The 26,925-nt window shown below is 64.5% G+C and carries 26 protein-coding genes and 1 tRNA gene; 12 read left to right on the forward strand and 15 right to left on the reverse strand.

Annotated features, from left to right (window positions below):
- Window positions 1-47 precede the first annotated feature (47 nt).
- The 7 genes from ACSFC5_RS05920 to ACSFC5_RS05950 form a co-directional block, all read right to left on the reverse strand.
- Window positions 48-800: an archaeal proteasome endopeptidase complex subunit alpha gene (locus ACSFC5_RS05920; protein WP_440764318.1), complete on the reverse strand. Its 753-nt coding sequence runs from the start codon at window positions 798-800 to the stop codon at window positions 48-50.
- A 1-nt stretch (window position 801) separates the two neighbouring features.
- Window positions 802-1,599, reverse strand: a complete 798-nt coding sequence (locus ACSFC5_RS05925; protein WP_440764319.1) for a proteasome subunit alpha — start codon at window positions 1,597-1,599, stop codon at window positions 802-804.
- Window positions 1,600-1,770: 171 nt separating this feature from the next.
- Window positions 1,771-2,514 (reverse strand): beta-ketoacyl-ACP reductase, encoded by a 744-nt coding sequence (locus ACSFC5_RS05930; RefSeq protein WP_440764320.1) that lies wholly within the window; start codon window positions 2,512-2,514, stop codon window positions 1,771-1,773.
- Between the two features lie 141 nt (window positions 2,515-2,655).
- Window positions 2,656-4,233, reverse strand: a complete 1,578-nt coding sequence (gene phaC / locus ACSFC5_RS05935) for a class III poly(R)-hydroxyalkanoic acid synthase subunit PhaC (RefSeq protein ID WP_440764321.1) — start codon at window positions 4,231-4,233, stop codon at window positions 2,656-2,658.
- On the reverse strand, window positions 4,230-4,775 hold the full coding sequence (locus tag ACSFC5_RS05940) for a poly(R)-hydroxyalkanoic acid synthase subunit (RefSeq protein ID WP_440764322.1): 546 nt from the start codon (window positions 4,773-4,775) through the stop codon (window positions 4,230-4,232). Before ACSFC5_RS05940 ends, phaC begins: the two co-directional genes overlap by 4 nt.
- A gap of 51 nt (window positions 4,776-4,826) precedes the next feature.
- Window positions 4,827-5,312, reverse strand: coding sequence for a hypothetical protein (locus tag ACSFC5_RS05945; RefSeq protein ID WP_440764323.1), 486 nt, complete (start codon window positions 5,310-5,312; stop codon window positions 4,827-4,829).
- Window positions 5,309-5,629 (reverse strand): AbrB/MazE/SpoVT family DNA-binding domain-containing protein, encoded by a 321-nt coding sequence (locus ACSFC5_RS05950; RefSeq protein WP_440764324.1) that lies wholly within the window; start codon window positions 5,627-5,629, stop codon window positions 5,309-5,311. Before ACSFC5_RS05950 ends, ACSFC5_RS05945 begins: the two co-directional genes overlap by 4 nt.
- Window positions 5,630-5,875: 246 nt before the next feature.
- On the opposite strand from ACSFC5_RS05950, the gene ACSFC5_RS05955 reads away from it, so the two are divergent.
- The 7 genes from ACSFC5_RS05955 to cdd all read left to right on the forward strand — a co-directional run bounded on the left by ACSFC5_RS05955 (window position 5,876) and on the right by cdd (window position 13,720).
- Window positions 5,876-6,511 carry a MaoC family dehydratase gene (locus ACSFC5_RS05955; protein WP_440764325.1) on the forward strand — a complete coding sequence of 212 codons (636 nt, stop codon included), beginning with the start codon at window positions 5,876-5,878 and terminating at the stop codon, window positions 6,509-6,511.
- A 150-nt stretch (window positions 6,512-6,661) separates the two neighbouring features.
- A complete protein-coding gene (locus tag ACSFC5_RS05960) occupies window positions 6,662-8,059 on the forward strand; it encodes a phosphohexomutase domain-containing protein (RefSeq protein WP_440764326.1) in 1,398 nt (465 codons plus the stop codon).
- A gap of 169 nt (window positions 8,060-8,228) precedes the next feature.
- On the forward strand, window positions 8,229-9,287 hold the full coding sequence (locus ACSFC5_RS05965; protein WP_440764327.1) for a BMP family lipoprotein: 1,059 nt from the start codon (window positions 8,229-8,231) through the stop codon (window positions 9,285-9,287).
- Window positions 9,288-9,293: 6 nt separating this feature from the next.
- Window positions 9,294-10,949, forward strand: coding sequence for an ABC transporter ATP-binding protein (locus tag ACSFC5_RS05970; RefSeq protein WP_440764328.1), 1,656 nt, complete (start codon window positions 9,294-9,296; stop codon window positions 10,947-10,949).
- Window positions 10,946-12,184, forward strand: a complete 1,239-nt coding sequence (locus ACSFC5_RS05975; protein WP_440764329.1) for an ABC transporter permease — start codon at window positions 10,946-10,948, stop codon at window positions 12,182-12,184. Before ACSFC5_RS05970 ends, ACSFC5_RS05975 begins: the two co-directional genes overlap by 4 nt.
- Complete coding sequence (locus ACSFC5_RS05980) at window positions 12,177-13,223, forward strand: ABC transporter permease (RefSeq protein WP_440764330.1); 1,047 nt, start codon at window positions 12,177-12,179, stop codon at window positions 13,221-13,223. The genes ACSFC5_RS05975 and ACSFC5_RS05980 overlap by 8 nt, the downstream gene beginning before the upstream one ends.
- A 104-nt stretch (window positions 13,224-13,327) precedes the next feature.
- The gene (gene cdd / locus ACSFC5_RS05985; protein ID WP_440764331.1) at window positions 13,328-13,720 is read left to right on the forward strand and encodes a cytidine deaminase; all 393 of its coding nucleotides are present in this window, start codon (window positions 13,328-13,330) and stop codon (window positions 13,718-13,720) included.
- 250 nt (window positions 13,721-13,970) lie between these two features.
- On the opposite strand, the gene ACSFC5_RS05990 is transcribed toward cdd, so the two are convergent.
- Both ACSFC5_RS05990 and ACSFC5_RS05995 read right to left on the reverse strand, forming a co-directional pair.
- The gene (locus ACSFC5_RS05990; RefSeq protein WP_440764332.1) at window positions 13,971-14,570 is read right to left on the reverse strand and encodes a flavin reductase family protein; all 600 of its coding nucleotides are present in this window, start codon (window positions 14,568-14,570) and stop codon (window positions 13,971-13,973) included.
- 146 nt (window positions 14,571-14,716) lie between these two features.
- On the reverse strand, window positions 14,717-15,157 hold the full coding sequence (locus ACSFC5_RS05995; protein WP_440764333.1) for a DUF488 domain-containing protein: 441 nt from the start codon (window positions 15,155-15,157) through the stop codon (window positions 14,717-14,719).
- Window positions 15,158-15,216: 59 nt separating this feature from the next.
- On the opposite strand from ACSFC5_RS05995, the gene ACSFC5_RS06000 reads away from it, so the two are divergent.
- Window positions 15,217-16,044, forward strand: coding sequence for a nucleoside phosphorylase (locus ACSFC5_RS06000; RefSeq protein WP_440764334.1), 828 nt, complete (start codon window positions 15,217-15,219; stop codon window positions 16,042-16,044).
- A 50-nt stretch (window positions 16,045-16,094) separates the two neighbouring features.
- Here ACSFC5_RS06000 and ACSFC5_RS06005 read toward each other — a convergent pair whose 3' ends face one another.
- From ACSFC5_RS06005 to ACSFC5_RS06020, 4 genes are all read right to left on the reverse strand, one after another.
- The gene (locus ACSFC5_RS06005; RefSeq protein WP_440764335.1) at window positions 16,095-17,468 is read right to left on the reverse strand and encodes an APC family permease; all 1,374 of its coding nucleotides are present in this window, start codon (window positions 17,466-17,468) and stop codon (window positions 16,095-16,097) included.
- Between the two features lie 330 nt (window positions 17,469-17,798).
- The gene (locus tag ACSFC5_RS06010; RefSeq protein WP_440764336.1) at window positions 17,799-18,563 is read right to left on the reverse strand and encodes a mechanosensitive ion channel family protein; all 765 of its coding nucleotides are present in this window, start codon (window positions 18,561-18,563) and stop codon (window positions 17,799-17,801) included.
- A gap of 1 nt (window position 18,564) precedes the next feature.
- Entirely contained in the window at window positions 18,565-19,377 is an 813-nt protein-coding gene (dacZ, locus tag ACSFC5_RS06015; RefSeq protein ID WP_440764337.1) for a diadenylate cyclase DacZ, read from the reverse strand.
- Window positions 19,378-19,741: 364 nt separating this feature from the next.
- Window positions 19,742-19,826 (reverse strand) — tRNA-Leu (locus ACSFC5_RS06020).
- A 481-nt stretch (window positions 19,827-20,307) separates the two neighbouring features.
- Here ACSFC5_RS06020 and ACSFC5_RS06025 point away from each other — a divergent pair.
- Complete coding sequence (locus ACSFC5_RS06025) at window positions 20,308-20,616, forward strand: transcription initiation factor IIB family protein (RefSeq protein WP_440764338.1); 309 nt, start codon at window positions 20,308-20,310, stop codon at window positions 20,614-20,616.
- A 142-nt stretch (window positions 20,617-20,758) separates the two neighbouring features.
- Here the strand turns inward: ACSFC5_RS06025 and ACSFC5_RS06030 are convergent, their stop codons facing one another.
- The gene (locus ACSFC5_RS06030; protein WP_440764339.1) at window positions 20,759-21,250 is read right to left on the reverse strand and encodes a phosphopantetheine adenylyltransferase; all 492 of its coding nucleotides are present in this window, start codon (window positions 21,248-21,250) and stop codon (window positions 20,759-20,761) included.
- Between the two features lie 145 nt (window positions 21,251-21,395).
- Here ACSFC5_RS06030 and ACSFC5_RS06035 point away from each other — a divergent pair, with 145 nt between their 5' ends.
- From ACSFC5_RS06035 to ACSFC5_RS06045, 3 genes are all read left to right on the forward strand, one after another.
- Window positions 21,396-23,651, forward strand: coding sequence for an NADP-dependent malic enzyme (locus ACSFC5_RS06035; protein ID WP_440764340.1), 2,256 nt, complete (start codon window positions 21,396-21,398; stop codon window positions 23,649-23,651).
- A gap of 281 nt (window positions 23,652-23,932) precedes the next feature.
- Window positions 23,933-25,285 (forward strand): outer membrane protein assembly factor BamB family protein, encoded by a 1,353-nt coding sequence (locus tag ACSFC5_RS06040; RefSeq protein WP_440764341.1) that lies wholly within the window; start codon window positions 23,933-23,935, stop codon window positions 25,283-25,285.
- A 127-nt stretch (window positions 25,286-25,412) separates the two neighbouring features.
- Complete coding sequence (locus ACSFC5_RS06045) at window positions 25,413-25,784, forward strand: 30S ribosomal protein S8e (RefSeq protein WP_440764342.1); 372 nt, start codon at window positions 25,413-25,415, stop codon at window positions 25,782-25,784.
- 97 nt (window positions 25,785-25,881) lie between these two features.
- Here ACSFC5_RS06045 and ACSFC5_RS06050 read toward each other — a convergent pair whose 3' ends face one another.
- On the reverse strand, window positions 25,882-26,865 hold the full coding sequence (locus ACSFC5_RS06050; protein ID WP_440764343.1) for an aldo/keto reductase: 984 nt from the start codon (window positions 26,863-26,865) through the stop codon (window positions 25,882-25,884).
- Window positions 26,866-26,925: the final 60 nt, after the last annotated feature.

Raw genomic sequence — 26,925 nt, forward strand, 5'->3', positions numbered from 1 at the left:
GTTTTAGCCTTGTAACTTCCAAAGCGAGGGTCTCGAGCGATTCGGCGTTAGGGCTCGAGCTCAGCCAGGACCGCCACGATCTCGTCGGCGGACAGCCGCTCGACCGTCGCCGCGTCCGAATCGATCGTCCACACGTCGAGGCTCTCCGGCTCGAGGTCGCTCTCCGCCGTCGTCGCGAGCGCCTCGAGTGCCGCGACTATTCCCCCTCGCATCTCTCCCGAGAGGTCGCCCTCGAGCCGCTCCTCGAAGAACCCCCTGATTGTATCGGTGCCGTTCCCGATCGAGACGGCCCGCCAGCCGTAAGGCGTGCCGCTGGGATCGACTTCGAACAGTCGCGGTTCTCCGTTAGCACCGCCCGGACGACCGGGATCGACGCCGGCGACGAGGAGTGCCGCACCGAACGGTCGCGACCCGCCCGTCTGGGTGTGTTCCTGGACGTGATCCGCGAGGTGGGTCGCGAGCGATTCCACGCTGATGGGCTCGCCGTATCGCACCCGGTGGTGCTGGGCGACCCGCCGCGCGACGTCGACGAGCTGTCGCGCGTCGGCCGCGTGGCCCGCGGACGCGATCGCGAGGTGGTCGTCGACCTCGTGGATCTTCTCGATCGTGTCCGCCTCGAGCAGCGGCGAGCGAACGCGCTTTCGCGCCGCGAGGACGATGCCGTCGTCGGTCACGACGCCGACGCTCGGCGAGCCGCGTTCGACGGCTTCGCGAGCGTACTCGACCTGGTAGAGCCGGCCGTCCGGCGAGAAGATCGTGTTGCCGCGGTCGTAGGCCTGCTGTGGTGCACTCGAGTCCATCTCAGCGCACCTCCTCGTCGGATTCGTCGATCGCGTTCGGATCGTTCGACCGGGCGGCTCCCGCCCCGTCGGCCGTCGACGCGACGCCGTCGGCGACGCTCCCGAACTGCTCGAGGTCGAGCGAGTCGGCGGTACTCGTCGCGATCGTCATCCCGTCGCCGCTGGCGGTGTCGCGCTCGGTCGCACTCTCTACGGCGGTCGCGACGACGCGGCGGAGGTCCGCGAGCGGGAGGTCGGGCTCGTAGCTCCCCTCGAGCGAGCCGTAGGCGAGTTGCATGCCGCTGCCGCTGGCCGCGTACGCAGTTTCCATGACGCCGCCGCCACCGCCGATCTGGTAGACCGCCGGGCCGTCGTCGACGCCGGCGAGCACGAGGTCGAGGATTCGGTAGGGGCCGCGTCGAACGAGGTCGCCGGCCACGGTCGCGGCCGTTTCGACCGACGCGGCGTCGCCGTGGCGTAACTCGTACTCTCGGAGTTCGGCGCGAAGGTGTCGAACGAACGACTGCGCGTCGCTGACGCTGCCCGAGAAGGCGACGGCCGTTCGGTCGGCGACGGGTTCGATCTTCCGCGCCGACCGATTCGTGACGAACCGGCCACCGAGACTGGCTCGCGTGTCCGCCGCGAGGACGACGCCGTCCGCACCGACGGCACCGACCGTCGTGGTTCCCGTTTTGATCTCGTTCGGTAGCGTATGCGGGTCGGTCCCCCCGTCGTCTCGATCGGATCGTCTCCCGTAGTCGATCGACTGGAGGCCGTTCGGCTCGAGGAAACTCGTCTCGAAGTTCGTTTCTGATTGCATCAGTAGCAAGGAGGGCTCCCGACGGAATATATGTTAGCTAAAATATATTTTAGCTGCGAGGGTGTACGAACCCGTCTCGAGCGTCGAAACGGAATCAACAGCTACGAATAACGGCAACCGAACGCCGTACGCGCTCGATAGCTCGGGAGTAAATCCGCGTTACGACGCCGACTAGAGGTCCATCCCGCCGTTGACGTCGATCACTTCGCCCGTCACGTAACTCGAGTCCTCGCTGGCGAGGAAGCGAACGACGGCGGCGATGTCCTCGACTTCGGCCAGCCGTTCGAGCGGAATGCCCGAGATGATTCGCTCGAGGACGTGATCCGGCACGCTCTTGAGCATATCAGTCGCGGTGAAGCCGGGCGCGACGCAGTTGGCCGTCGACCCGCCTTTGGCGAGTTCGAGGGCGATGGTGCGGGTGAAGCCGAACATCCCACTTTTGGCGGCGGCGTAGTTGGCCTGTCCGAAGTTGCCCTGTTTGCCGACGACGCTCGAGATGTTGACCAGTCTCCCCTCGTGGGCGTTCCAGATGTCGTCGTAGAACTCCTGCGTACAGTTGAACATCCCGCCGAGGTTGACGTCCATGACGCGATCCCACTCCTCGCGGGTCATCTCGGTGAACTGTTCGTCGGCCGTGATCCCGGCGTTGTTGACCAAGACGTCGGCCGGGCCGAACGCGTCGTGACAGACCTCGCGCATGTGTACGACCTCCTCGCGGTCGGCGACGTCGGCCCGTGCGGTGACGGCGCTCCCACCCGCCGATTCGATGGCGTCGACCGCCTCGAGCGCCGATTCTTCCGACGATCGGTAGTTGATCACGACGTTTGCACCCTCCGCGCCGAGGTACTCCGCGATACCGCGTCCGATCCCGCGCGCCGAGCCGGTGATAACACAGGTCCGCCCATCCATAGACATGGTACACCCGTTCAACGTCCGGCGATAAATAACAACATGTTAGGCATCGGGATATACGTCGGCGAGAGAACGTGAGAAACTCGCGAGGTCGGGTTCGATAGCACGGTGTGGTCGCGCGAACCGCCGGCTACCGCAGTGGTGCTATCGATTCCGGGCTTGCTCGATCCAGTCTTCGATTCGGCTGGGCGAGATACCGGTTTCGGTGGCCAACTCCGCGGTGTCGGCATCGGCTAACTGATCGAAGGTTTCGATACCGGCTTCGGTGAGATCGTCCGCGTACGCCTGCCCGACGCCGCTGAGATCGGTCAGATCGTCGGTCTCGGACGCGATTTCGGAGGCGGCGTCCTCGCCGGCGACCTCTTCGACGACGTCTTCGTCGACGGCCATCTCGCCCGGCTCTGCGGGCGTTTCCTGAACGTCGTCTTCACCGCGCGCGGCAACTTCCGCGTCGGTTCGGTCGGTCGTCTCCGTGTCGATCCCGTCCGATTCGGTCTCGACGCCGACGTCGGTTTCGACCGCCGCGCCGCCGTCCGTCAGATCCGCAGGACCGGATTCGTCTCCGGCGACGTCCTCGGCGAGTGCGGCGTCCTTCTCCTCGGGCTCCGGGGTCTCCGGTTCGGCTTCGATATCCGTTCCGTTCGAGCGCGCCTCGAACCACTCGCTGACCTGCGGCCAGAGTTCGTCGTGGCTCCGCGAGGAGACGGACATCCCGATGTGGCCCGTTGCGAACTCGAGGATCTCGGTGTCCTCGGAGCTGATAACGTCGTTGAACGGCTTCGACGCCTCCGGCGGGATGAGGTGGTCGTACTCCGCGACGATCTGGAGGACGGGCATGTCGATCTTCGTGAGATCGACGTGCTCGCCGTTCAGGTAGAGTTCGTTCTTGTAGAGCTTGTTCTCCTGGTAGATGTCGCGGATAAACTCCTCGTAGGCCTTGCCGGCGACGTCGATCCCCTCGTCGAGCCAGCGCTCCATCCGGGCGAAGTTCTCGACGAAGTCCTCGTCCTCCATGTTGTCGTAGAACCGGACGTACTTCGTCACGTTGTTCGCGACGGGATCCATCAGCGCGAAGCCGACGTCGAGGAATTCGGCGGGAACGTTGTCGAAGGTGTCGGTGACGGTTTCGGGGTCGTAGTAGTCGTCGGCGCCCCAGAGCTCGAGCACGCCGCCGTCGCCGGCAAAGCAGAGGCCGGCGGCCATCAGCGCGAGGTTCTTGACCTTCTCTGGGTAGAGCGCGGCGTACATCGCCGACTTCGTGCCGCCCATACAGTAGCCGAGGATGTTGATCGAGTCCTGTCCGGAGCGCTCGCGGACGACGTCGACGCAGTTGTCGATGTAGCGGTTGACGTAGTCGTCGAGACCCAGCGTGCGGTCGAGCTTCGATGGCTCGCCCCAGTCGATCAGGTAGACGTCGAAGCCGGCCTCGAGCAGCGTCTGGACGACCGACCGATCCGGCTGGAGGTCGAGGATGTACGGCTTGTTGATCAGCGCGTACGTGACGAGGATCGGGATATCGTGTTGCTCCTCGGTCATCGGCTCGTAGTGGAGGAGTTGGAGTTTGTTCTCCTCGTAAACGACCTCACTCGGCGTCTGACCGACCTCGACGTTCTCGAGGGTCTCGGTTCGCTCGGGCGCCACTTTGCTCTTGTCGGCCAGCTCGGCGGTCGCCTCCCAGGCCTGGCGCTGCATGTCGAGGACGGATGTGAACGGGTTCATCATTCCTCCTCGAGGTGGTCGAGAACGCGGTCGAGTTTCTGCTCGACGGCGTGCTGGCGGCGCTCGAGTTCGACGAGGCGGTCGCCGACCTCGACGACGGTGTCTTCGGTCGCGAAGCCGAGTTGGCTGAGCGTCTCCTGTGAGGCCTCGTCAGCCTGTTGCTGGAGTTCGAGGATGTCGCCGACGGTCTCGCCGGTCATCCGAGCGAAGGCGGTCGTCGACATGACGTCCTTGAACGCGTCGTTGGCCGTGTTGAGCCAGATGTCGCGGAACTCCTCCATGTCGACCTCCTCGCCGTCCATCTGATCGTTCATCCGCTCGACCATCTGCTGGGAGGCGTTCATCCACGTCTCGTAGGCCCGTGCGTAGCCCTCCACGCCCTCGGAGACCTCGTTCTCCTCGGTGGCCTCGCCGACGGCCTCGGACCAGCTCTCGACGAACTGGGCCTGGGCTTCCATGTTCTCCTCGATCGCGTCCATAAACTGTTCGTTCCACTGTTCGACGACTGCGTTCCAGTTCTGGTCCTGGGGCTGTGAATCTGTCATTGTGCTAAAATTGGGGTTCGGTGCTGAAAAAGCTGCGCCTGATGCTGCGGTCTACGCTGAGACGTCGAACTCTTCGGCGGCTTCGTCGACGTTTTCGGCGACGGATTCGACGTTCGCTTCGACCTGCTCGTGGGCCTCGAGTGCGGCGTCGAAGGAGTTGTCGACGACCTCGGAGTAGCTGGCAGCGAACTCGTCGTAGGCGGCCTCGGACTCGTTGATGGCCTCGACGACGGCCTCGAGCGACTGGTGCTGTGCGTCGGTCGCGGAGTCGAAGCCTTCGTCGACGAGTTCGCGAAGATCGTCGAACTCGGCGGCCTGCTCGGGCATCGAGGCCTCGAGGGCGTCGAAGTAGGCGTGGACGGCGCCCTTGGTCAGTTCGGCGTTGGATTCGAACAGTGCGCCGGAGCTTTCGACGGCGTCGCCGAAGGCGCTGATCGAGGACTTCTGGGCCTCGAGGGCGTCGTGGGTGAGGTTCTGGGACTGTTCGAGTGCGGTGCGCTGTGCGTCGAAGACGGCGGTGAATGGGTTCTGAGTCATGATTGATCCTCTCGGTTGCGTTTGACGGGTACGACGATCGTTTGGACGATATCGCCCTCTTCGATGTCGAGGGCTTCCCGTTCCGGGCCGGGAATGCTGATCCGACCGCCGCTCTGGACGCGAGCTTTGAACGTCGCCGTTCCCATGTTCATCGGGCCGAAGCTGGAGCCGGTATCGAACGGGTTCGAGCCGCTGGCCTGCAGCATCTTCTTCATCATCTCCTGCTGGGATTCGGCAACCTGCTCGCCTGCCTCCTGCATCTGTTCGGTGAACATCGCAGGCGGAAACCAGAGCGATCGGTCGGAGTCGTCCGTCATCAACAGTACGTATGGGTTCGGACCTGATAAGGCTTTCCACCAGAAACCATCTGATACCATCTAATGGTTAACGATGGATCGGATATCTCTCACACGACTCTCGAGCAGTCGGCAGTTCGATGCGCATTCGATCAATCGAGTGGCGGACGAACGCACGAAAACAGCTAATAATCGTTTACAACTGGTTTAAAGCCGTCCTGGTTCAGCCAAAGAAGTCATAACCTCCACACACCTACCGACCAATAGATGTCCCACGAGAAGACTGCGAAACACAACTTCGCTGCCATGACGGACGCGTGGACGTCGATGGCCCAGACCTTTTTCGAAGGTGCGACCGCTGCGAACCGTGCAGCCATGTCCGCAATGTTGACACCCGGCGTATCGAACGGCTCCGACACCGAGACCGTCGCCGCCTCGATCCCCTCGATCGATCACTCCCACCTCGACTGGCAGTTCGACCGGACGGTCGACGACCCTGCCCACATCAGCGTCGGTGACACCGTCACCTTCGAGAAAGTCCTGAGCGAGGACGATGTCCGGGCGTTCGCCCACGTCAGCGGCGACACGAACCGACTGCACCTGGACGAGGAGTTCGCCGCCGGCACGCGGTTCGGCGAACGGATCGTCCACGGCACCCTCGTCTCCGGTCTCATCAGCGCCGCGCTGGCGCGGCTACCGGGACTCACGATCTACCTCTCCCAGGACCTCGAGTTCAGCGGTCCCGTCGGCATCGGCGACCGCGTCTCCGCCCGCGTCGAGATCGTCGAAGACCTCGGGAACAGGCAGTACCGTCTCGAGACGATCATCCGGAACGAGAGCGAGGACGCGACCGTCATCAACGGCGAAGCGGTCGTCCTGATCGACGACATGCCCGAGGAGTAGTCGACGCGCCGCGTCGACGACCGGTCGGTCAGGTAGTCTGGCAGCCTCTCGTTTTCAGTCTAGCCCTCCCCCGTCCGCCGATCCCGTAGCGACGGCGCGGCCGAATCCGGGTGCAACGTTGCTAAGTAGTTCCTCGCGGAACGGCCTGCTATGACGCTCTTCGGGACTGCAGGGATTCGCGGCCCAGTCGAGGAGGTAACGCCAGCGCTCGCGCTCGCCGTCGGACAGGCCGCCGGCGACCCCGACACGACGTTCGTCGTCGGCCGAGACGGCCGAGAGACCGGACCCGCACTCGCCGCGGCGGTCGAAGCCGGCCTCGAGAGCGCCGGCTCAGACGTCGTTCGAATCGGCGAAGTACCGACGCCGACGCTCGCGTTCGCCTCGCGCGGCCGCAAGGGCGTGATGCTCACCGCGAGCCACAACCCGCCCCAGGACAACGGCATCAAACTCTTCGCGAACGGTGTCGAGTTCGACCGCAACGCCGAGCGCGCCGTCGAAGACCGCGTCGAGGGCGACGACGGGATCGAGTCCGCTCGCTGGGACCGGTGGGGCGAGTCGACGACGCTCGAGGTCCTCGACGCGTATCGGGACGCCGTCGTCGCCTACGTTCGCGAGCAGTTCTCGTCGTCGAGCGAGGGCTCGGCGGACGATGTACCGCTCGAGGGGCTCGAAATCGCCGTCGACTGCGGGAACGGAATGGGCTCGGTCGCGACGCCGTACGTCCTCGAGCGACTCGGGGCCGACGTCGTCGCGCTCAACGCGAACGTCGACGGCCACTTTATCGCCCGCGAGAGCAAGCCGACGCCGGAGACGCTGTCGGACTTTTCGGCCTTTTTGGAGACGGGTTCGTTCGACTTCGGATTGGCCCACGACGGCGACGCCGATCGGCTGGTCGTCCTCGGTCCCGACGGCGAAGTGATCCACGAGGATACCGTACTCGCCCTCGTCGCGGCCCACTACACGGCGGCGAGCGACGCCGAGGACCCCGTCGTCGTGACGACGCCCAACGCGTCGGCGCGCATCGACGAACAGGTCCGAAACGCGGGCGGGCGCGTCGAGCGGGTCCGACTCGGCGCGCTTCACGAGGGTATCGCTCGAGAGCGCCGTGGGACAGCGGACGACGACGAGACGGCCGTCGTCTTCGCCGCGGAGCCGTGGAAACACATCCACACGGCCTTCGGCGGCTGGATCGACGGCGTCGCGAGCGCGGCGGTCGTCAGCGCCCTCGTCGCCGCGGCCGGCGATACGGAGACGCTTCGCGGCCCCGTCACCGAACGTCCCTACCGAAAGGTCAGCGTCGACTGTCCGGACGACGCCAAAGTCGACGCGATGGCTGCCCTCGAGACCAATCTCTCCGAGGCGTTCCCGGCGGCGGCCGTCGATACGAGCTACGGCGTTCGCCTCGAGTTCGAGGACGCCTCCTGGATCCTCGTCCGGCCGAGCGGAACCGAGCCGTACGTGCGGATCTACGCCGAGAGCGACGCCGTCGACGACCTGGTCGCGGACGCTCGCGACGTCGTCGAAGCTGCGGTCGCCGTTTCGCGATAGTCGAGTCGAGGCGGACAGCTCGTGATCCCAACGCGGACCGTTCCTGCTTCCACGGTTTTCACTCCTGTCGTGTTCGGAAAGAATAGCAAATGTCGTCTGGCTAGTTCTGTTACTATTACATTCGTCGATTCCGACGAGTATAAACCGGAGGTCTACGCTATTCAGGGCCATGGCGCAGAATCGACGGCGGTTCCTTACTGGTGCAAGTATCGCAGGACTCACAACGGTAGCCGGCTGTGTCGGCGGCTTCGGCGAAGACGCCGAGACGGAGTATCAGGTCGGAATGGTGTACGCGAGCGGTGGGCTCGGCGACAACTCGTTCAACGACATGGCCCAGCAGGGCGTACAGAACGCGGAAAGCGACTTCAGCGTCAGTTACAGTGAGGCCGAGCCGAACGATGACAGCGAGTTCGACGGTGCACAGCGCGACTTCGCGGAGGACGGCAACTACGACCTGATCAGTTGCATCGGCTTCGCACAGAAAGACGCGCTCGAGGGCAACGCCCCCGAGTATCCCGAGCAGAACTTCATTATCATCGACGAGGTCCTCGAGGAGGATAACGTCCGAAGCTACGGTTTCGACGAACCGGCAGGATCGTTCCAGGTCGGTCACCTGGCGGGACTGCTGACCGCCGAGGAGTTCTCGGCCGGCAACAGCGAGACGAACCCCGACGCGAACGTCGTCGGCTTCGTCGGCGGCGTCTCGTCGCCGCTGATCCAGTCGTTCGAGGCCGGCTTCACGGCCGGCGTCGAGTACGCAAACGACGACGCCGATGTCGTCACGTCGTACGTCGGCGACTTCAACGACACCGGCACCGCACAGGAGATGGCGCTCTCGATGTACCAGGAAGAAGACGCTGACATCGTCTTCCACGCGGCGGGTGCGTCCGGGGTCGGCGTCTTCCAGGCCGCCGAAGAGGAGGGCCGGTTCGCGATCGGCGTCGACTCCGACCAGTCGCTCGAGGAGGACTATGAGGACGTGATCATCGCGAGTATGGTCAAGCGCGTCGACGAGGCAATCTACACCGCCGTCGAGGCCGTCGTCAACGACGAGTTCGAAGGCGGCGAAGTCGAACAGCTCGGTCTCGAGGACGACGGTGTCGAAGCCGTCTACGGCAGCGAACTCGGTGACGAGATCCCCGACGAGATCAAAGAACAGGTCGCGGACTCCAGAGAGGAGATCATCGACGGCGAGATCGACGTTCCGGACCACCCTGACGACCTGTAATCGCATATGACCGGTTCGGGAACGGGACCAACAGACGACGGGGGAACGGCAGGGACAGCAATGAGTCGCGATTTCGCCGTCAACCTCGATGGCATCACCAAGCGCTTTCCGGGCGTCGTTGCGAACGACAACGTCGATCTCCGGGTCGAGCGCGGGACCGTCCACGCGCTGCTCGGGGAGAACGGGGCCGGCAAGACGACGCTGATGAACGTCCTCTACGGACTTTACGAGCCGAACGAGGGCCAAGTCATCGTCGACGGCACCGAACGATCGTTCGGCTCGCCGCGGGACGCCATCGACGCCGGGATCGGAATGATCCACCAGCACTTCATGCTGGTCGACACGATGACCGTCGCGGAGAACATCGCGCTCGGCTCCGAACCCACGAAGTGGTTCGGGCTCGCGGTCGACCGCGACCGAATCGACGGCGAGATTCGCGACCTCTGTGACCGCTACGGCTTCGACGTCGATCCGCACGCGACGGTAGCCGATCTGAGCGTCGGTGCCCAGCAACGCGTCGAGATTCTCAAAGCGCTCTACCGGGGCGCCGACATTCTCATCCTCGACGAACCGACGGCCGTCCTCACCCCGCAGGAAGTCGAGGGCCTCTATGACGTCCTCGAGGAACTGACGGAACAGGGGAAGACGATCATCTTCATCACGCACAAACTCGGCGAGGTGACCCACGCCGCGGACGAAGTCACCGTCCTCCGCGACGGGGAGTCCGTCGGCACGGTCGATCCGACCCGCACGGATCGGAACGAACTGGCCGAGTACATGGTCGGGCGGGAGGTCCTCCTCGAGGCCGAAACCGAGCCGAACGAGACCGGCGAGACGATCCTCTCGATCGACGACCTCGCCGTCGAGGACGACCGCGGCGTCGACGTCGTCTCGGGTATCGATCTCGAGATTCGCGCCGGCGAAATTCTCGGTATCGCCGGCGTCGACGGCAACGGGCAAGCCGAGCTGGTCGACGCGATCACCGGCCTCCAGCCCCCCGACCAGGGAGCGATTACCCTCGAGGGCGACGACGTTACGGCGTGGTCGCGCCGTGACCGAATCGACGCCGGCATGTCGTACATTCCGGAGGACCGCCACGAGCGCGGGCTCGTCATGCCGTTCGATCTCGTCGAAAACGGCGTCCTGGGCAGCCAGCGGGCACCCGAGTTCGCCGACGGCGGTCGGATCGATTGGGGCAGCGTTCGCGACCACTCCGAGGAGATTATCGACACCTACGACGTTCGGCCGCCGAACCCCGACGCCGACGCCGAGTCGCTGTCGGGCGGCAACCAGCAGAAGTTCATCGTCGGCCGCGAGTTCGAACGCGATCCGCAGCTGCTCGTCGCGACCCATCCGACCCGCGGCGTCGACATCGGGTCGACCGAGTTCATCCACGAACGATTGTTAGATCTCCGACGCGCGGGCGTCGCAATCTTGCTCGTCTCGTCGAACCTGGACGAAGTTCGAAGTCTCTCCGATCGACTCGCGGTCATCTACGAAGGTTCCTTTATGGACGTAACGGACCCCGACGATCTCTCCGAAGAGGATCTCGGCTTACTCATGGCAGGCGAACAGCCCGATGCCGGTGTCGACTCCGCTCCGACACCGACTACCGACGACACGGCATCGAACACGGGCACCGACACCGGAGGTAACCGATGAGAGAGACGATCGAACGACTCCTCGGCCGACTCGTTCGCGCGTCGGCGTTTGAGCGAATCGCGATCAGTTTCGCCGCGCTGTTCGCGTCGATCGTTATCGGCGGCGTCCTCGTCTTCGTCTCCGGCGGCTTCGCCTCCTGTCAGACCGGGCTCACCCTCGGCGGCTGGACGTTCTGTTACAACCCGATGCAGGTCTACTACGAACTGTTCCTCGGGGCGCTCGGCCATCCGCTCGAGGGCGGCTGGCACCCGCTAAACTTCGACATGTCGGAGACGCTGCAGCAGACGACGATCCTGATCTTCACCGGGCTCTCGGTGGCGGTCGCGTTCCGCGCCGGACTGTTCAACATCGGGACACAGGGGCAACTGGTCGTCGGAAGCCTCGCGACCGCGGTGACCGTTCTCTACGCCGCGACGGTCGTCCCCGGCGGACTCGTTGGCATGCTCGTGTTGATCCCGCTCGGCGTGCTCGCGGGTGCGATCACCGGCGGGCTCTTCGGTGCGATTCCGGGTGCGCTCAAGGCCTACGCCGACGCGAACGAGGTCATTACGACCATCATGCTCAACTTCGTCGCCGTCGGGATCACCTCGACGCTGCTGTCCTGGCAGTTCCAGGATCCCGACAGCTCCAACCCGGGGACCCGTCGAATTCCCGAGTACGCCGAGATTCCGAACATCCCCATCGTCGGCTTCAGCGGGCGGATGAATTTCTCGCTGCTCGCGCTCGGGTTCGCGGTCGCGCTCATGATCGGTATCGCCTGGCTGCTCGCCCGAACCTCCTTCGGCTACGAGTTGCGGACCAGCGGCGTCCAGCCGGACGCGGCCGCCTACGGCGGCGTCGACGAGAAGCGCATGATCGTCTCGAGCATGACGCTTTCGGGCGCGCTGGGCGGGATCGGCGGCGCCTTCTGGGTGCTCATGGTTCCCGGCCGCTGGCTCGAGAGCGTCCCGGAGTACGGATTCGACGGCATCGCCGTCTCGATTCTCGCGGGGAACAACCCGATCGGCGTCGGCGCGTCGGCGTTCCTGTTCGGCATCCTCGACAGCGGATCGCAGTCGATCAACACGGCGACGGACGTGCCGCCGGAACTGGTCGGCATCCTGAGCGGGCTGATCATCCTTTTCGTGGCGATGCCGGAGTTCTTCCGGATGATCGGCACGCAGTTTACCGATATCGGACAGTCCGACCCCGTCCGGGCGGACGGCGGTGACGACGGAGGTGAGACCGATGCGTAATCCCATCGGCACAGTCCACGACCTGTTCGACCGAAACCCGGTCGCGGTAACGATCGCCGGCGTGGTCGCCTTCGCGCTCTTCCTCTGGATTACCCCCGGCGGCTGGCAGGCGGCGACGCTTCGCCTCGCCGTTCCGATCGCGCTCGCGGCGATCGGCGGCATCTTCGCCGAGAAGAGCGGCGTCATCAACATCGGGATCGAAGGGCTGCTCATCGTCTCGGCGTTCAGCGCGATCGTCGTGACCTTCTGGCTCGGCTCCGGCGAGTCGACGTTCGCGATCTCTCACCACTGGTGGGGCCTGCTCGCGGGCGTGCTCGTGAGCACGCTGTTCGCCTTCCTGTTCGCGGTCGTTTGTATCGAGTTCAAGGCCGACCAGATCATCGCGGGACTCGCGCTCTGGCTCATCGCACTCGGGCTGGCACCGTTCGTCTCGCGGATCGTCTTCGACAGCCCGAACACGGCCGGCGTCGGTCGGTTCGACGCCGTGACGATCCCGGTCCTCTCCGATATTCCGCTGATCGGCCACCTGCTGTTCGACACGCCGCCGCAGGTCTACATCATGCTCGGTGCGGCCGTCGTCGGCTGGTACGTCCTCAACCGAACGAGCTTCGGTCGCTGGGTCGTCGCCAGCGGCGAGAATCCGAAGGCGCTCGACACGGCCGGCGTCGACGTCCGAAAGGTCCGCTACATGGCGGTCCTCCTCTCGGGCGTGTTCGCCGGCCTCGGCGGCGCCGGGTTCGCGCTCGGCCAACTCCAGACGTTCGCCGGCGGCGGCGAGACCGACATCGGGGGCCGCGGATTCATCGCGATCGCGACCTACCTGTTCGCGAACTACCACCCCCTCGGCGCGCTGGCCGGTTCGTTCCTCTTCGCCGGACTCGACGCCCTGCAGATCAGGCTGCAGTTGGCCGGCTACGCCGTCCCGACGGACCTCATCCAGACGATCCCGTACATGACGGTGATCGTCGTGCTCGTCTTCGTCGGCAAAACCCGGCTCCCGGACGCCGCCGGCGATAACTACGAGTCCGGCGAGGACTGATCGCGAGCGCACGCCGCTCGCGGTCGGTTCGGAGTCGGCCTCCCATTCGATCGGGGCCTGTCGCGGTCGATGCTTTCTTGCGCGTCCTCGAGCCACTAGTAACCATGAACGATCTCCTCGAGGCCGCCCGCGACGTCCAGTCCGCCGCCCACGTTCCCTACTCCGAGTATCCCGTCGGTGCCGCCCTCGAGACGGCCGACGGCGAGGTGTTCGTCGGCTGTAACCTAGAGAACGCGAACTACAGCAACAGCCTCCACGCGGAGGAGGTGGCCGTCGCCGAGGCGGTCAAGAACGGCCACCGCGACTTTTCGCGCCTCGCCGTCAGCTCCGGTCGCCGGGACGGGGTCACCCCCTGCGGGATGTGTCGCCAGACGCTGTCCGAGTTCTGCGACGACGACCTCCTCGTGATCTGTGACGAGGGCGAGGACGAGGACCCGACGGAGTACACGCTCGGCAACCTGCTGCCGAACACGATCACCGAGGAGATGCTCGAGTAGTCCGCTGTCCGTCCTCACGTAATTGCGTATCAACGGCGCGCTGCGGTACGGCGAACGACAGTGAGCCGTGCCGTGACTCGCGAGGGATGAGCGAACGACCAGCGGGAGTGAGCGAGTCGGTTGGGGAGGACGTGGAAACCCTCGGTGCCAGCCCCGAGGCGGTATTCTAAGTTCCGGACTACCAAGAGTCCGTGCACTGTCCTCCGTATCGCCTCGAGTCGCACCTTCCGTTGTATCGGAACACCACCACTCAGAACTGTCGTTCGAACGCCACCGGATCGGAGACGGTGTAGTACGGCCCGCCCAGTCGGCCGACGGTCGGGAGGTCGCGCATGTCGAGTTTTCCGTCCCCCTCGGCGAGCAGTTCATCGGCGACGTGGACGTGCTGGACGTCGCCGAGGATCATCAGTTTATCGTGGACCTCGAGGGAGTCGTGCAGCGTACACTCCATCGAGACGGCTGCGCTCGCGACCCGCGAGGCCGAGACGGTCCGACAGTCGGCGCGCTCGACGTCGGCCAGATCGAACTCGCTCTCCTCGGGCGGGATCGCGGCTGAGGTGTGGTCCATCCGTTCGATCTCGGACTCGGTGACGACGTTGACGACGAACTCGCCCGTATCCAGGGCGTTTCGCGCGGTGTCTTTCAGTTCGTCGCGGTCGCCGTTGGGCGTGTTGAACAGCACCGTCGGCTTCTTCAGCGAGACGTAGTTGTAGGAGCTAAAGGGGGCCAGGTTGTCGACGCCATCCTCGGTTCGCGTGCTGATCCAGGCGATGGGTCGCGGGGTGACGACCGTCTTGACGAACCGGGCGATTTCGTCTTCGGACCGCTCGTCCGTGTCGAACTCGTGCATGGATCGTGAATGGGGTGCTCACTACATCAGTTCGACGGGCTCCTCTTCACAGTGCCGATGATCCTGCTCGGCGTCTACTGTGCGCGCGGTCGATTTCGTCCCGCGAGCGCTCGATCCGCTCTCGAGATGAGCTCGCGACGATAGCGTCATCTCCGCTTCTCGAGCACGTCCCGAAGTACCGTCCGATGACAGCGCTTCTTCGCGGTGTTCTCGAAACAGACCAGCGCGAGCGACTCCCCCTCCGCGAGTCGGGCTTCGAGGCCCTCGAGCGTCGCCCGCGCGTCGGCCGACTCCTCGAGGTGGGTTCGATACCGCTCCTCGAACCCGACCTCGTCCCACGCGGCGTTGTGCGCGCCCTCCTCGCAGATGCCCCGCATTTTGAGGTCGTCGACGGCCGTCCGGAACGTCTCGAGCAACGCCGCTGGCGGCCCGAGTTCCGGCTGATTCTCGTCGACGGCGCCGTGAAACCACGGCGTCGGTTTTCGGACGACGCCGACGAGCGTCGTCTCGGACGGGAGATCGACGAGATCGTGCTGTAAGGCAGCCACGTAGGTGTCCGTGAGCGCGCCCTCGAATCCGCGTGCCATATCGGCGGTACGTCGGCCCTGCAGTTATATACGGCGGCGGTGCGAATCACCGCGTCCGAATGACCGGCGACAGCGAAGATCCGAACGCCGACGTACAGTACCACCTCGAGGTCGGCTCCGACGACGTCGCGGAGACCGTACTCCTCCCGGGGAATCCGGAGCGACTCGAGAAAATCGTCGACTTCTGGGACGACCACGAAGTCACGGCCCACCACCGCGAGTACCGGACGGCGACGGGGACGACCGAGGGAACGCCGATCTCGGTCACGTCGACGGGGATCGGCAGTCCGTCGGCCGCCATCGCCGTCGAGGAACTGGCTCGCGTCGGCTGTGACACGTTCATCCGCGTCGGCTCCTGCGGGGCGATCCAACCCGAGATGGACGTCGGCGATTTGGTGATCACGACGGGCGCGGTTCGCCAGGAGGGGACCAGCGACGAGTACGTCCGAGAGGACTACCCCGCCGCGGCCGACCACGAGGTCGTCTGCGCGCTCGTCGCGGCCGCCGAGCGACTCGGCTACAACTACCATACCGGGATCACGATGAGCGCGGACTCATTCTACGCGGGCCAGGGTCGCCCCGGTTTCGAGGGGTTCGAGGCCGCCGGCGCGGACGATCTCGTCGACCAGTTGAAGGAAGCGAACGTCAAAAATATCGAGATGGAAGCGAGCGCGATCGTGACCATCGCGAACATCTACGGACTCCGCGCCGGTGCGGTTTGTACCGTCTACGCGAACCGCGAGACCGGCGAGTTCCGAACCGAAGGCGAATCTCGCGCCGCCGAGACGGCGACGCTCGCGACCCACCTGCTGGCGAAGATGGACGCCGTCAAACGGGAGGCGGGGGCGGATCGGTGGCACGCCGGGCTCTCGCTCGAGGACGCGTGAGCGATACTCCGGCGAAAATCAGTTGCTGAACCGACCCGTGGACGGCCGGCCTACACCTGCTCGTTCTCGTGAAGGCGTTTCATCCGGCTCTCGAGGTCGACACCGCGCTTTTCGAAGTACGCAATGCGGGCTCGGTAGAAGAGGTACCCCAGGAGCATCCAGCCGGCAAGGACGCCGACCATCACCGGAATCTGGGTCGACACCAGCACCCACAGAATCGCGGCGGAGACGACCGCTCCCGCGGCAGTGAGCTTGAGCAGCCACGGCGGCAGCTTGTACAGCGAGTACTCATAGCGGTCGGGGAAGACCTTCGGCAGGTTCCACAGCGCGACGCCGGCGACGGCGAGGCCGAACAGGATCGTCAGCGAGAGCGCCACGGAGAGCGTGACGGTTCCCGGCGAAATTGGAGCGACGAGCAACGGCGGGACGCCCAGCAGGAGGACGGCCACGTACGGCGAGTCGTAGCGGTCGTGAATGCGGGCGATCGCTCCCGGGATGATATCGTCACGGCCGGCTCGCATCAGGAGCCTCGAGTAGGCGGTGTAGGTCATGTTGATCGACGTCAGCGCACCCATCGCCGCGGCCATCAGGACGAGCGCGGTCAGCGCCGTCGGGAAGTTCTGCAGGGACACCTCTGCGACCGCGGCGTCCATCCCGCCGAGGGCCTCGTAGTTCGCCGAACCGACGAGGACGACGACGAGTCCGACCAGCAGCGAGAGGGAGACCGCGGCCGACAGCCCGAGCACGCGCGGGATGTTCTTCGCGGGGTTCTCCATCTCCTCGCCGAGTTCGACGACGAGTCGGAAGCCTCGAAGCGGGAAGTACAGCGAGACGACGGCGACGATAGCCGGACCAGTCCCTTCCGGGAACAGCGGCGTGTAGTTGTTCGTATCGACGATGAACGCACCGGGAAGGATGAACGCGAGCATTCCGACGACGATGATCGAGACCATCACGAACTGGACGATGGCGACCATCTTGATCCCGAGGACGTTCAGGACGATAAACGGGATAAGCAGCCCGTAGATCAACCAGAGATCGGGAATCGCCGGAACGGCCGAGATGTTATCGGCGACGAATCCGGCGTACTCGGCGAAGCCGAGTCCGATGAACAGCATGCCGGCCCAGACGCCGGGGATCGTGATCCACGGGAGCAAAAAGCCCCAGAATGGCCCCACGAGCCGCGACGCGTAGACGTAGCTCCCTCCGGCGACGGGTATCGCACTCCCCAACTGCAGCGACATGAGGATCCCGAAGGTCAGCGGAATCAACGCGAGCAACAGCGCGAAGATGATCCCCGGTCCGGCGTCCCCCGCCAGCGGTCCGGGGAGCACGAACGCGCTCACGCCGATGACGTTTCCGATTATCAGTACCGTGGCCCCGATTAGCCCCACTTTCTGGTCGATTATCCCGTGTTCAGACATTGTATCTATCTCGAGAGATTGTTCGAGACAAGTCCGGTAATCAATAACAATGTTACGAATTATCGGAATATACAGTAACAGCTGTCGCGATATTTGCTAAGAGAGAGCCAACAGCGAACGCTCGGATGTGTTCGCCAGACCGCCGGCGCTACTGGACTCGGTGTCACGACGTCAGTGAGCGTCGATCGATTCGTCGACGTCTATTGCGGGACGACGCGGTCATCGCTGTTCGGAGTCTGCATAGCGCCGATCGGTAGTGGGACCTTCGAACCCCCCGCTACTCACGTGGCGGTCTGTGCCCCGTTCGTAAGCGATTCCATCGGAATCTCTCTACTCCCGAATCCGGATGATTCCATCCTCGAAGACCTTCCGATTGGGGACGATATACTCCTCGGAGTCGTCCTCGATCTTCGTGACGAACAGGTCGACCTCCTGAACGATCCCCGTCTGTTCGCCGATCCGGACCCGGTCTCCGATCCCGTAGGGCTGGTTGAGCAACAGGTAGATGCCCGCCGCGCTCGAGACGAGAAAGTCCTTGAAGGCGACGGTTCCCACGAAGACGATTCCGAGGGCGTACACCGTCAACAGGATCAACAACGCGACGACGTGCACCCCGATCTGACCCAGCGCGATGATGAAGGTCACGTAGAGGACGGTGTACTTGACGAGTTTGGGGAGGACCGACACCTCCGGGAGTTTGACGCCGCGGAGGTACTCGCCGACGACCAGCTCTGCCTTGTCCGCGACGATGAAGCCGATGATAAGCACGAGGACGGCGATGAACACCTGCGGGATAAACTCCGTCACGCGCAGCCAGAACGCGTCCGTATCCAGCAACTGCGCGATGTGAATCGCCGTGAGCACGGCGATTCCGTAGATGAACCACGAACTCAATCGCGCGACGATGCCGACTGTGGAGGTCCCGATCGACTGGGCGGTCCGCTCGAACGGGGTCCCCTCGACCGTCTCCGGCACGCCGGATGCTGTCAGCAACTCCTCGTTGAGCCGCCCGACCAGATAGCCGACGACGATCCCGAGCGCCAGCACTGCCGCGGCTATCACGGCCGGTTCGTCGATGAGGATCTGCCAGTCCATGTCAGTACGCCTCCGGATCGACCTCCAGAATGAGTTCGCCGGCCTTGAACGCCCGCACGAGCCCGTCGCTCTCGGAGAGGACGATCGTTATCGCGTTCGTATCCCGCGTGATCGCCCCGCCAGCCATGTGGCGCGCACCAAGGCCCTTCGGAATGTCGACCCCTTCGGCGGACGGCTCGAGGTACCGGTACGCCGAGACGATTTTCCCCGCATCGGAGATGACGAACGCCCCGTCGAGCCGCGAGAACTCCTTCAACATCACGTTCACGATCGGATCGCCGACGTGAACGTGGGACTTCTCGAAGGGGTTGTACGACAGCGGTCGAGACTTGTTCATCACCTTGCCCGCGTCGCCGACGACGAACAGCGCGCCGACCGGTTTCCCCTTCTGCCCTTTCTTGCCGAGTTCGATGGCTAACTCGAGGACGGCCTTGACGACCTCCGGCTCCGCCCGCGATTTGACGAAGAGGTCGTAGATCCCCGTGTGGGCTTCGGCATCCGCGCGGACGCGAGAGAGCGTGTCAATACTGTCCGAGAACGTGTTCGTCGCACACAGGAGTTCGTCGCCGCCGTCGATCAGGCCCTGCTCTAACGCGCCCTCGAGGCCGAACTTGATCCGCTCTCTGATGTCGTCGAACGCCAGCGGAAGTTCGACGAACGTCTCCGCGCCGACGGCGTTTTCGGTTCCGATGACGATCAGCTCGAGGTCTTCGATGTCCGTAAACCGCTCGTAGTACGAGCCGCTCGGCGAAAAGAGTACGACTGCATCGACGTTCGCATGGAGATCCCCGAACACGTCGTCTAACCCGTCCATTGATCATACAAGTCGGTCCCGCGTGAATAAGCGTTGTGGACCGTCTGACGCGCGTCTGTCGCGCGGCATTCGATTTCGCCGGCTAGAAGCGCGCTCCCGGCCGTGACGGGGACTCGGCGACGACCGGTGCACCGATTCGGACCGGTTCGTTTCTCGAGTGTCGGCGCTCGAGTAGTGTCGTTTTAGTTTGGTCACTCGAGGCTGTGCGAGACCGGATTCGAACCGCGAGGACTTCGCGTTGCTCGTCCTCTGGGCCGCGAATCCGGTCCTGCTCCTTCACTCGTTTTCTCGCTTCGGAAGAGCTTCGCTCTTCCGTGCTCTCGTTCGCTACGCTCACGAGAAGTCCGCTCGAAAAATCGTTCAGTGCGCGGGACCGGATTCGAACCGGCGGACCCCTACGGGACAGCGTCCTAAGCGCTGCGCCGTTGGCCTGGCTTGGCTACCCGCGCGCACTCTCAGCTATCCACGAACTCAGTAAGAAACTGTCGATACGTATTACGGGTGTGTCACCGGCTCCTCGGGTGACCAGTCCGGCGGGACGATAAACGTCACGTGCTCCGAGTCCCGGAGTTGATGGAGTTCCGCCGCTTGTTCGGCCAGCGATCGATCCCGGTACGGCATTTCTAAACCGCACCCGGTGCAGACGAGCTTGCAGGTTGGCTCTTTCATAGACGAGACGCAGCCGCGGATCGTACCCGGTCGACGAGCGTCTATTGGAATGGCGGGACAGCGACGGTTTAGTAGTTGTATCCTAGTGAAACTGACAGTGAACGGCCAGCTCACCTACTCGTTCGTAGCTGAACATTGTCCGGGACAGCACCGTATTGGCCGATCGTTTCGTCGAGTGTACGTCTCGAGGACCACGGATATACTCCACTTTTGACACGCCTATTCCGTAGCTTTATCCGCGATGCACCGATATCCCCTCGTATGCACAGCGCTCGGGATCGTATCGAATACGAACAGTGGCTCGAGGAACTCGAGTGCGTCGCGGACCGGCTGGAGCTCTCGACTGATGCTCGGTCGTGTGCGGTAGATCTCTTCCTGGCTGACGTTCCCGATGAAGACCGGTCGAAGCGGGCGGTTCTCGCCGCAAGCGTCTACGCCGGATCGCTCGTTGCGGGCGACGGCCGAACGCAAGGGGCCGTCGCCGACGCCGCGGACGTCTCGCGACTCTCGATTCAATCCCGCTGGAAGGAGTTACTCGAGACGGCGGGTCTCGAGCCACCGCGGTGGTAGGTCGATCTAAGCCACCGTTTCGACCGTTTCAGGAGGACAGTGTCACACTGAGACGCTGTAAGTAGACGATACGCAGCCGAAATCGAGTACAACAGCGGTGAACGGTCACCTACATCGCAGACGATGGGGGAATTTTTCCGACTCACTCGGAGCGGTCCGCCTCGCTCTCCGCGCCCTCGAGGACGTTTCCGTGTTCGTCGATTTCGCCCATAACGATTCGCGTACTCGAGATGATATCGCCGTCGTCGGCACGCAGGTGCGGAACGACGACGACCTCGAGTGGGTCGTGGCCTCGTTCACGTCGGATTTCGTTGATCCGCTCGCCGCCGTCTTTGGTTTCGGGCGAGACGACCAGATAGTCGAACTGGGGTTCGGTCGCGATGCCGGTCGGTCCGTCGAGGCGTCGAATTTCGAACTCGCGATCGTGTTCGTCGCCGATCGATTCGAGTTCGTCCTCGAGCGCCGCTTTTCGCTCGTCGAACGCTCTGACCCGTCGCTCGACGTTTCGTGTCTTCGGCGCGAGTTCGTCGCTCGTCAGTCCCACGGTCACGTCACCGAGTTCGAACGCCCGTTCGAACAGCCGACGATGGCCATCGTGGACGGGGTCGAACGTCCCACCAAGCGCGACGTCCATACCCCACCTCACTCGAGCGGTGCGTATAAAACGGTCGAATCGGGGAACGACGCGATGCGAGAGGAGAGACCAATCGGGTGTGTTTCGACGACTGTCGTACCTCCCCTTCGCATTGTTTTTAGTAGTCGCCCGCAGTGTCCCCGATATGGGATTAGACGAGGATTCACTGGAGTACCACCGAACCGATCCGCCTGGAAAGATCGAAATTTCGACCACGAAGCCGACGAACACGCAGCGTGACCTCTCGCTGGCGTACTCGCCCGGCGTCGCCGCACCGTGTCTGGAGATCGACGCGGACGAGAACGAGGCGTACACCTACACGGCCAAGGGGAACCTCGTCGGCGTCGTCTCGAACGGCTCCGCAGTTCTCGGCCTCGGCGACATCGGCGCGCAGGCCTCGAAGCCGGTCATGGAGGGGAAAGGCGTTCTGTTCAAGCGCTTCGCCGACATCGACGTCTTCGACATCGAACTCGACGAGGCCGACCCCAACAAGATCGTCGAGGCCGTCAAAATGATGGAGCCGACGTTCGGCGGCGTCAATCTCGAGGATATCAAAGCGCCGGGCTGTTTCACCATCGAGGAGCGCCTGCGCGAGGAGATCGACATTCCGGTCTTCCACGACGATCAGCACGGGACGGCGATCATCTCCGGCGCAGCGCTGCTCAACGCCGCGGACATCGCCGGAAAGGATCTTGAAGACCTCGAGATCACGTTCTCGGGTGCCGGCGCGAGCGCGATCGCGACGGCCCGATTCTACGTCTCGCTCGGCGTTCAGAAAGAAAACATCACCATGTGTGACTCCTCGGGGATCATCACCGCCGAACGTGCCGAGGCGGACGATGTCAACGAGTACAAGCGGCAGTTCGCTCGCGACGTCCCCGACGGCGACCTCGCGGACGCGATGGACGGTGCGGACGTCTTCGTCGGCCTCTCGATCGGCGGCATCGTCTCGCAAGAGATGGTGCAGTCGATGGGCGACAATCCGATCGTCTTCGCGATGGCCAACCCCGACCCCGAGATCGGCTACGAGGAGGCCAAGGGGGCCCGCGACGACACCGTCATCATGGCGACCGGGCGCTCGGACTACCCGAATCAGGTCAATAACGTCCTCGGCTTCCCGTTCATCTTCCGCGGCGCGCTCGACGTGCGCGCGACCGAGATCAACGAGGAGATGAAAGTCGCCTGCGCCGAGGCGCTGGCCGACCTCGCGCGGCAGGACGTTCCCGACGCGGTCGTCAAGGCCTACGGGGACGAGCCGATCCAGTACGGCCCGAACTACATCATCCCGAAACCGGTCGATCCCCGAGTGCTCTTTCGCGTGGCTCCATCGATCGCCGAAGCCGCGATGGAGTCCGGGGCCGCACGGACCGAGATCGACCTCGAGGCCTACGAGGAGGAACTCGAGGCCCGCCTCGGTAAATCACGGGAGATGATGCGCGTCGTGCTCAACAAGGCCAAGAGCGACCCCAAGACGGTCGCGCTCGCGGAGGGCGAGAACGAGAAGATGATTCGCGCCGCGTATCAGATCCAGGAGCAGGGGATCGCCCTGCCGATCCTGATCGGGGACGAGGGCGAGATTCGCCAGACTGCGGCGAACCTCGGGCTGGACTACGATCCGCAAGTTGCAGACCCCTCGGTCGGCGACTACGAGGCGTACGCCGAACGGCTGCACGAACTCCGCGCGCGGAAGGGGATCACGCGAAGCGAGGCCGGCGAACTGATCGAGCGCGATTCGAACTACTTCGGCAGCGTGATGGTCGAACAGGGCGACGCCGACGCGCTCCTGACCGGACTCTCTCACCACTACCCCTCCGCCCTGCGTCCGCCGTTGCAGGTCATCGGGACCGACGAGGACGTCGACTACGCCGCCGGCGTCTACCTGCTCACGTTCAAGAACCGCGTGATCTTCGTCGCCGACGCGACGGTCAATCAAGCACCCAACGAGGACGTCCTCGCCGAGGTCACCAAGCAGACGGGCAAACTCGCCCGCCGGTTCAACATCGAACCGCGCGCCGCGCTCCTCTCGTACTCGAACTTCGGCAGCGTCGACAACGAGGGCACCCGCAAGCCCCGCAAGGCGGCCGCGATGCTCCAGGACGACCCCGAAGTCGACTTCCCCGTCGACGGGGAGATGCAGGCCGACACGGCCGTCGTCGAGGATATCCTCGAGGGCACCTACGGCTTCTCGGATCTGAACGAGCCCGCGAACGTGCTGGTCTTCCCGAACCTCGAGTCGGGCAACATCGGCTACAAACTGCTCCAGCGCCTCGGCGGCGCGGACGCCATCGGGCCGATGCTGGTCGGCATGGACGAGCCGGTCCACGTCCTCCAGCGGGGCGACGAGGTCAAGGATATCGTCAATCTGGCGGGTGTGGCGGTCGTCGACGCACAGCAGGAGTAACGAGGCGCGATCGAAGAGAGCGCCTCGGAACAACGAACGGGCGCTGTGCGCCCGTGAGTAGCGCGGTTCGGAGCGGACGCGGTTCGGAGCGGACGCGGTTCGGAGCGGACGGAGTGAGCGAGAACCGCGGCAAAGCGAACGGTGACCGACGGGCACCGTGAGCCGACGAAGTGAGCGAGAACCGCGAAGAGGCGAACGGGGAACGCACGTGACCCGTGAGCGAGCAGCGATCGATCACCGCGCTTTAGCTGTCGCGGATACCGAGTGTCAGTAGAACCCGAATGCAACGTCCGAACAACTCCCCCGTATCGGAGATCGATCGAGACCGTGCTACCGGCTGCTCCCGACGGCGACTACTCGCCGCAGGCGGCGTGGCCGCGGCGACGGGACTCGCCGGCTGTGTCGAGCTACCGACGACGCTGGAGGCCCGCCTCGAGGGCTCCGAGGCTGTCTCGCTGTTCCACGGCGGGCTGCGTCGACTGGGGTACTATCCCGACGAAACCGTCCCAGACTCGGTGGCCGTCAACTGGGAATTCCCGCTCAACTACGTCGAGCACACGGCGGCCAAGTCGAGTCCGGTTCCGACCCCCGACGGGGAGACGATCGTCTTCGCGGGCGATACGGGCTGGATCTACGGCTACACGCCGGGGGGCGAACTGCGCTGGTCGACCCGGACGGGCGCGACGGACCTCGGCTTTCACGGCTCGGCGGCCATCGTCGGCGACACCGCCTACATCGGCGGCTACGACGGCGACCTCTACGCGCTGGACGTCGGGAGCGGCGAGATCGTCTGGCGGACCCGATCCGCGGATCTCGACGACGCGCTCGCGATCGGCTCGAGTCCCGCCTACCACGACGGCTCGCTGTACGTCGTCTCCGAGTACGGCTCGCCCTCCACGGGGACGCTCTGGGAGATCGACCCAAACACCGGCGAGCCGACCTGGAAGGACGACCGCATGTGGGGCCAGCCCCATCCCTCGCCCACGATCGACCTCGAGGCCGGGCGGCTCCTCGCCGGCTCGAACGACGGCGTCCTCTACTGCTGGGAGTACCCCTCCCTCGAGTTCGCCTGGGAGTTTCAGGCCGAGGCCGACGGCGATGAACGCGAGGGTGGCGCGTTCCGTGCAGGCGCCGAGATCAAGGGGACGCTCGCGGCCCACGACGGCTACGGCTATTTCGGCAGTTGGGACAATACCTTCTACTGCCTCGATCTCGAGGACGGCTCTCAGGAGTGGGCGTTCGAGACGGGCCGATCGATCATGTCGAACCCGGCGGTCGACGTCGACGCGGATATCGTCTACATGGGAAGCGACGACGGCTCCGTCTACGCACTGGACGCCGCGTCCGGCGAGGAGATCTGGTCGGCGGACGTCGGTGGCCGCGTCATCGGCGCGCTGACGGTCACCGCCGAGACGGTGCTCGCCGGCTCGTACGATTCGCACCTCTACGCGCTCGACAAGGAGACGGGCGACCGGAACTGGCGGGTCGAGAACCGGGGTCGCGTCAGCAGCGCGCCCGTCCCCGTCGACGGTCGAATCTACTACGCGGAACGGGCCGTCGTCTCGACGGACGACGAAAACGAGGAGACGACCGAGGTTCCGGGCCACGCGTACTGTCTGGTCGGGGACGAGTGAGTCCGACTCGAGCGCGACGAAGTCGATCAAGAGCACCGCGACACCGTGTGAGCGCGGCGCACGGCCGTCGTTCATCGCCGGCGTCCATCCCGTTGCATATAAATATCCGCCGAGATTGTTTGCAGGTATGCAAGATCAGGGCAACTCTACGCGCAAGCGAACCGGTGGCCGACTGAAGAACGTCCGCAAACGCCGGAAGGACGAACTCGGCCGCCTGCCGACCGAGACGCAGGTCGGCGAACAGCGATTCCGAACCGTCGACGTCCGCGGCAACGGGACGAAGACGCGCGCACTCGCAACGAACGTCGCGAGCGTCAACAAGGGCGACGAGACCGTCTCGGCCGACATCGAAGACGTCGTCGAGAACGACGCCAACCCGAACTACGTCCGCCGAAACATCATCACGAAGGGCGCCGTGATCGACACCTCGGAAGGACAGGCCCGCGTCACGTCCCGACCCGGCCAGACCGGCCAGGTCAACGCCGTTCTTCTCGAGTAACGCCTCGATTCTCGATTCGTCCGGCGACGGACGAGACTCGTCCGATCCGTTCGACCGCGAGTGGCTTCGCTCTCTGCGACCCGCCGCCGGCCCCCGATCAGACGTCCCCGATAGCGGGGTTCCAGACCGGCGTCAGCGGTGCTTCTAACCGGTCGATCTCGTCGTCCGTGAGATCGACCTCGAGCGCGCCGACGCTGTCCTCGAGGTGATCGATCGTCCGCGGACCGATGATCGGTGCGTCGACGACCGGCTTGTGGAGCAGCCACGCGAGCGAGAGCTGTGCCGGGCTCACGCCCTTGGAATCGGCGAGGTTGCGGACGACCTCGAGGACGTCCCAGTTTTCGTCGGCGAATCGCTTCGCCATAAAGTCGTCCGTCGCGGCGCGGCCGTCCGCCGGCACCTCGTCGCGGTCGTACTTCCCGGTCAGGAATCCGCCCGCCAGCGGCGACCACGGAAGGACGCCGATCCCCTGATCCGCACAGAGCGGCAACACGTTGGCCTCCTCGTGACGGTCGACGAGGTTGTACTCGCATTGCATCGAGACGAATCGCTCGTCGTTGTCGACGTCGGCTTCGTAGAGCGCCTTCGCGAACTTCCAGGCCGGCATCGTGCTCGCGCCGACGTAGCGGACCTTCCCCGCCTCGACGAGCCGGTCGAGCGCGGACAGCGTCTCCGTAATCGGCGTCTCGTCGTCCCAGCGGTGGATCTGGTACAGATCGACGTACTCGAGTCCAAGTCGATCGAGACTCGCCTCGGCTTGCTCGAGGACGTGCTTGCGAGAGAGCCCCTGACCGTTCGGCCCCTCGTGCATCGGACCGTACACCTTCGTCGCTACGGCGAGTTCCGACCGATCGCGGTCGGCTTCGGCGAGCGCCTCGCCGAGGATTTCCTCGCTCTCGCCGCCCGAGTAGACGTTGGCGGTGTCGAAGAAATTGATCCCGAGGTCGAGCGCGCGCTCGATCACCGCGTGAGACTGCTCGCGATTGTGGACCATCCAGGGCTGTTCGGTTCCGAAGTTCATACAGCCGAGGCAGAGTCGCGATACCTCCAGTCCCGTGTCGCCGAGGCTAGTATACTCCATCCTGTCGTCGTTCTCGGCCGTCCCGAATATAATTCTCGCACACCGCTCGGTGGACTGTCT

The organism is Natronorubrum marinum, from assembly GCF_052040125.1.
Taxonomy (GTDB): domain Archaea; phylum Halobacteriota; class Halobacteria; order Halobacteriales; family Natrialbaceae; genus Natronorubrum.

What these genes read in the sequence shown, in the direction of transcription:
- ACSFC5_RS05920 (WP_440764318.1), bottom strand. Translation starts at nt 800, where the DNA reads ATGGACTCGAGTGCACCACAGCAGGCCTACGACCGCGGCAACACGATC.
- ACSFC5_RS05925 (WP_440764319.1), bottom strand. Translation starts at nt 1,599, where the DNA reads ATGCAATCAGAAACGAACTTCGAGACGAGTTTCCTCGAGCCGAACGGC.
- ACSFC5_RS05930 (WP_440764320.1), bottom strand. Translation starts at nt 2,514, where the DNA reads ATGTCTATGGATGGGCGGACCTGTGTTATCACCGGCTCGGCGCGCGGG.
- phaC (WP_440764321.1), bottom strand. Translation starts at nt 4,233, where the DNA reads ATGATGAACCCGTTCACATCCGTCCTCGACATGCAGCGCCAGGCCTGG.
- ACSFC5_RS05940 (WP_440764322.1), bottom strand. Translation starts at nt 4,775, where the DNA reads ATGACAGATTCACAGCCCCAGGACCAGAACTGGAACGCAGTCGTCGAA.
- ACSFC5_RS05945 (WP_440764323.1), bottom strand. Translation starts at nt 5,312, where the DNA reads ATGACTCAGAACCCATTCACCGCCGTCTTCGACGCACAGCGCACCGCA.
- ACSFC5_RS05950 (WP_440764324.1), bottom strand. Translation starts at nt 5,629, where the DNA reads ATGACGGACGACTCCGACCGATCGCTCTGGTTTCCGCCTGCGATGTTC.
- ACSFC5_RS05955 (WP_440764325.1), top strand. Translation starts at nt 5,876, where the DNA reads ATGTCCCACGAGAAGACTGCGAAACACAACTTCGCTGCCATGACGGAC.
- ACSFC5_RS05960 (WP_440764326.1), top strand. Translation starts at nt 6,662, where the DNA reads ATGACGCTCTTCGGGACTGCAGGGATTCGCGGCCCAGTCGAGGAGGTA.
- ACSFC5_RS05965 (WP_440764327.1), top strand. Translation starts at nt 8,229, where the DNA reads ATGGCGCAGAATCGACGGCGGTTCCTTACTGGTGCAAGTATCGCAGGA.
- ACSFC5_RS05970 (WP_440764328.1), top strand. Translation starts at nt 9,294, where the DNA reads ATGACCGGTTCGGGAACGGGACCAACAGACGACGGGGGAACGGCAGGG.
- ACSFC5_RS05975 (WP_440764329.1), top strand. Translation starts at nt 10,946, where the DNA reads ATGAGAGAGACGATCGAACGACTCCTCGGCCGACTCGTTCGCGCGTCG.
- ACSFC5_RS05980 (WP_440764330.1), top strand. Translation starts at nt 12,177, where the DNA reads ATGCGTAATCCCATCGGCACAGTCCACGACCTGTTCGACCGAAACCCG.
- cdd (WP_440764331.1), top strand. Translation starts at nt 13,328, where the DNA reads ATGAACGATCTCCTCGAGGCCGCCCGCGACGTCCAGTCCGCCGCCCAC.
- ACSFC5_RS05990 (WP_440764332.1), bottom strand. Translation starts at nt 14,570, where the DNA reads ATGCACGAGTTCGACACGGACGAGCGGTCCGAAGACGAAATCGCCCGG.
- ACSFC5_RS05995 (WP_440764333.1), bottom strand. Translation starts at nt 15,157, where the DNA reads ATGGCACGCGGATTCGAGGGCGCGCTCACGGACACCTACGTGGCTGCC.
- ACSFC5_RS06000 (WP_440764334.1), top strand. Translation starts at nt 15,217, where the DNA reads ATGACCGGCGACAGCGAAGATCCGAACGCCGACGTACAGTACCACCTC.
- ACSFC5_RS06005 (WP_440764335.1), bottom strand. Translation starts at nt 17,468, where the DNA reads ATGTCTGAACACGGGATAATCGACCAGAAAGTGGGGCTAATCGGGGCC.
- ACSFC5_RS06010 (WP_440764336.1), bottom strand. Translation starts at nt 18,563, where the DNA reads ATGGACTGGCAGATCCTCATCGACGAACCGGCCGTGATAGCCGCGGCA.
- dacZ (WP_440764337.1), bottom strand. Translation starts at nt 19,377, where the DNA reads ATGGACGGGTTAGACGACGTGTTCGGGGATCTCCATGCGAACGTCGAT.
- ACSFC5_RS06025 (WP_440764338.1), top strand. Translation starts at nt 20,308, where the DNA reads ATGCACAGCGCTCGGGATCGTATCGAATACGAACAGTGGCTCGAGGAA.
- ACSFC5_RS06030 (WP_440764339.1), bottom strand. Translation starts at nt 21,250, where the DNA reads ATGGACGTCGCGCTTGGTGGGACGTTCGACCCCGTCCACGATGGCCAT.
- ACSFC5_RS06035 (WP_440764340.1), top strand. Translation starts at nt 21,396, where the DNA reads ATGGGATTAGACGAGGATTCACTGGAGTACCACCGAACCGATCCGCCT.
- ACSFC5_RS06040 (WP_440764341.1), top strand. Translation starts at nt 23,933, where the DNA reads ATGCAACGTCCGAACAACTCCCCCGTATCGGAGATCGATCGAGACCGT.
- ACSFC5_RS06045 (WP_440764342.1), top strand. Translation starts at nt 25,413, where the DNA reads ATGCAAGATCAGGGCAACTCTACGCGCAAGCGAACCGGTGGCCGACTG.
- ACSFC5_RS06050 (WP_440764343.1), bottom strand. Translation starts at nt 26,865, where the DNA reads ATGGAGTATACTAGCCTCGGCGACACGGGACTGGAGGTATCGCGACTC.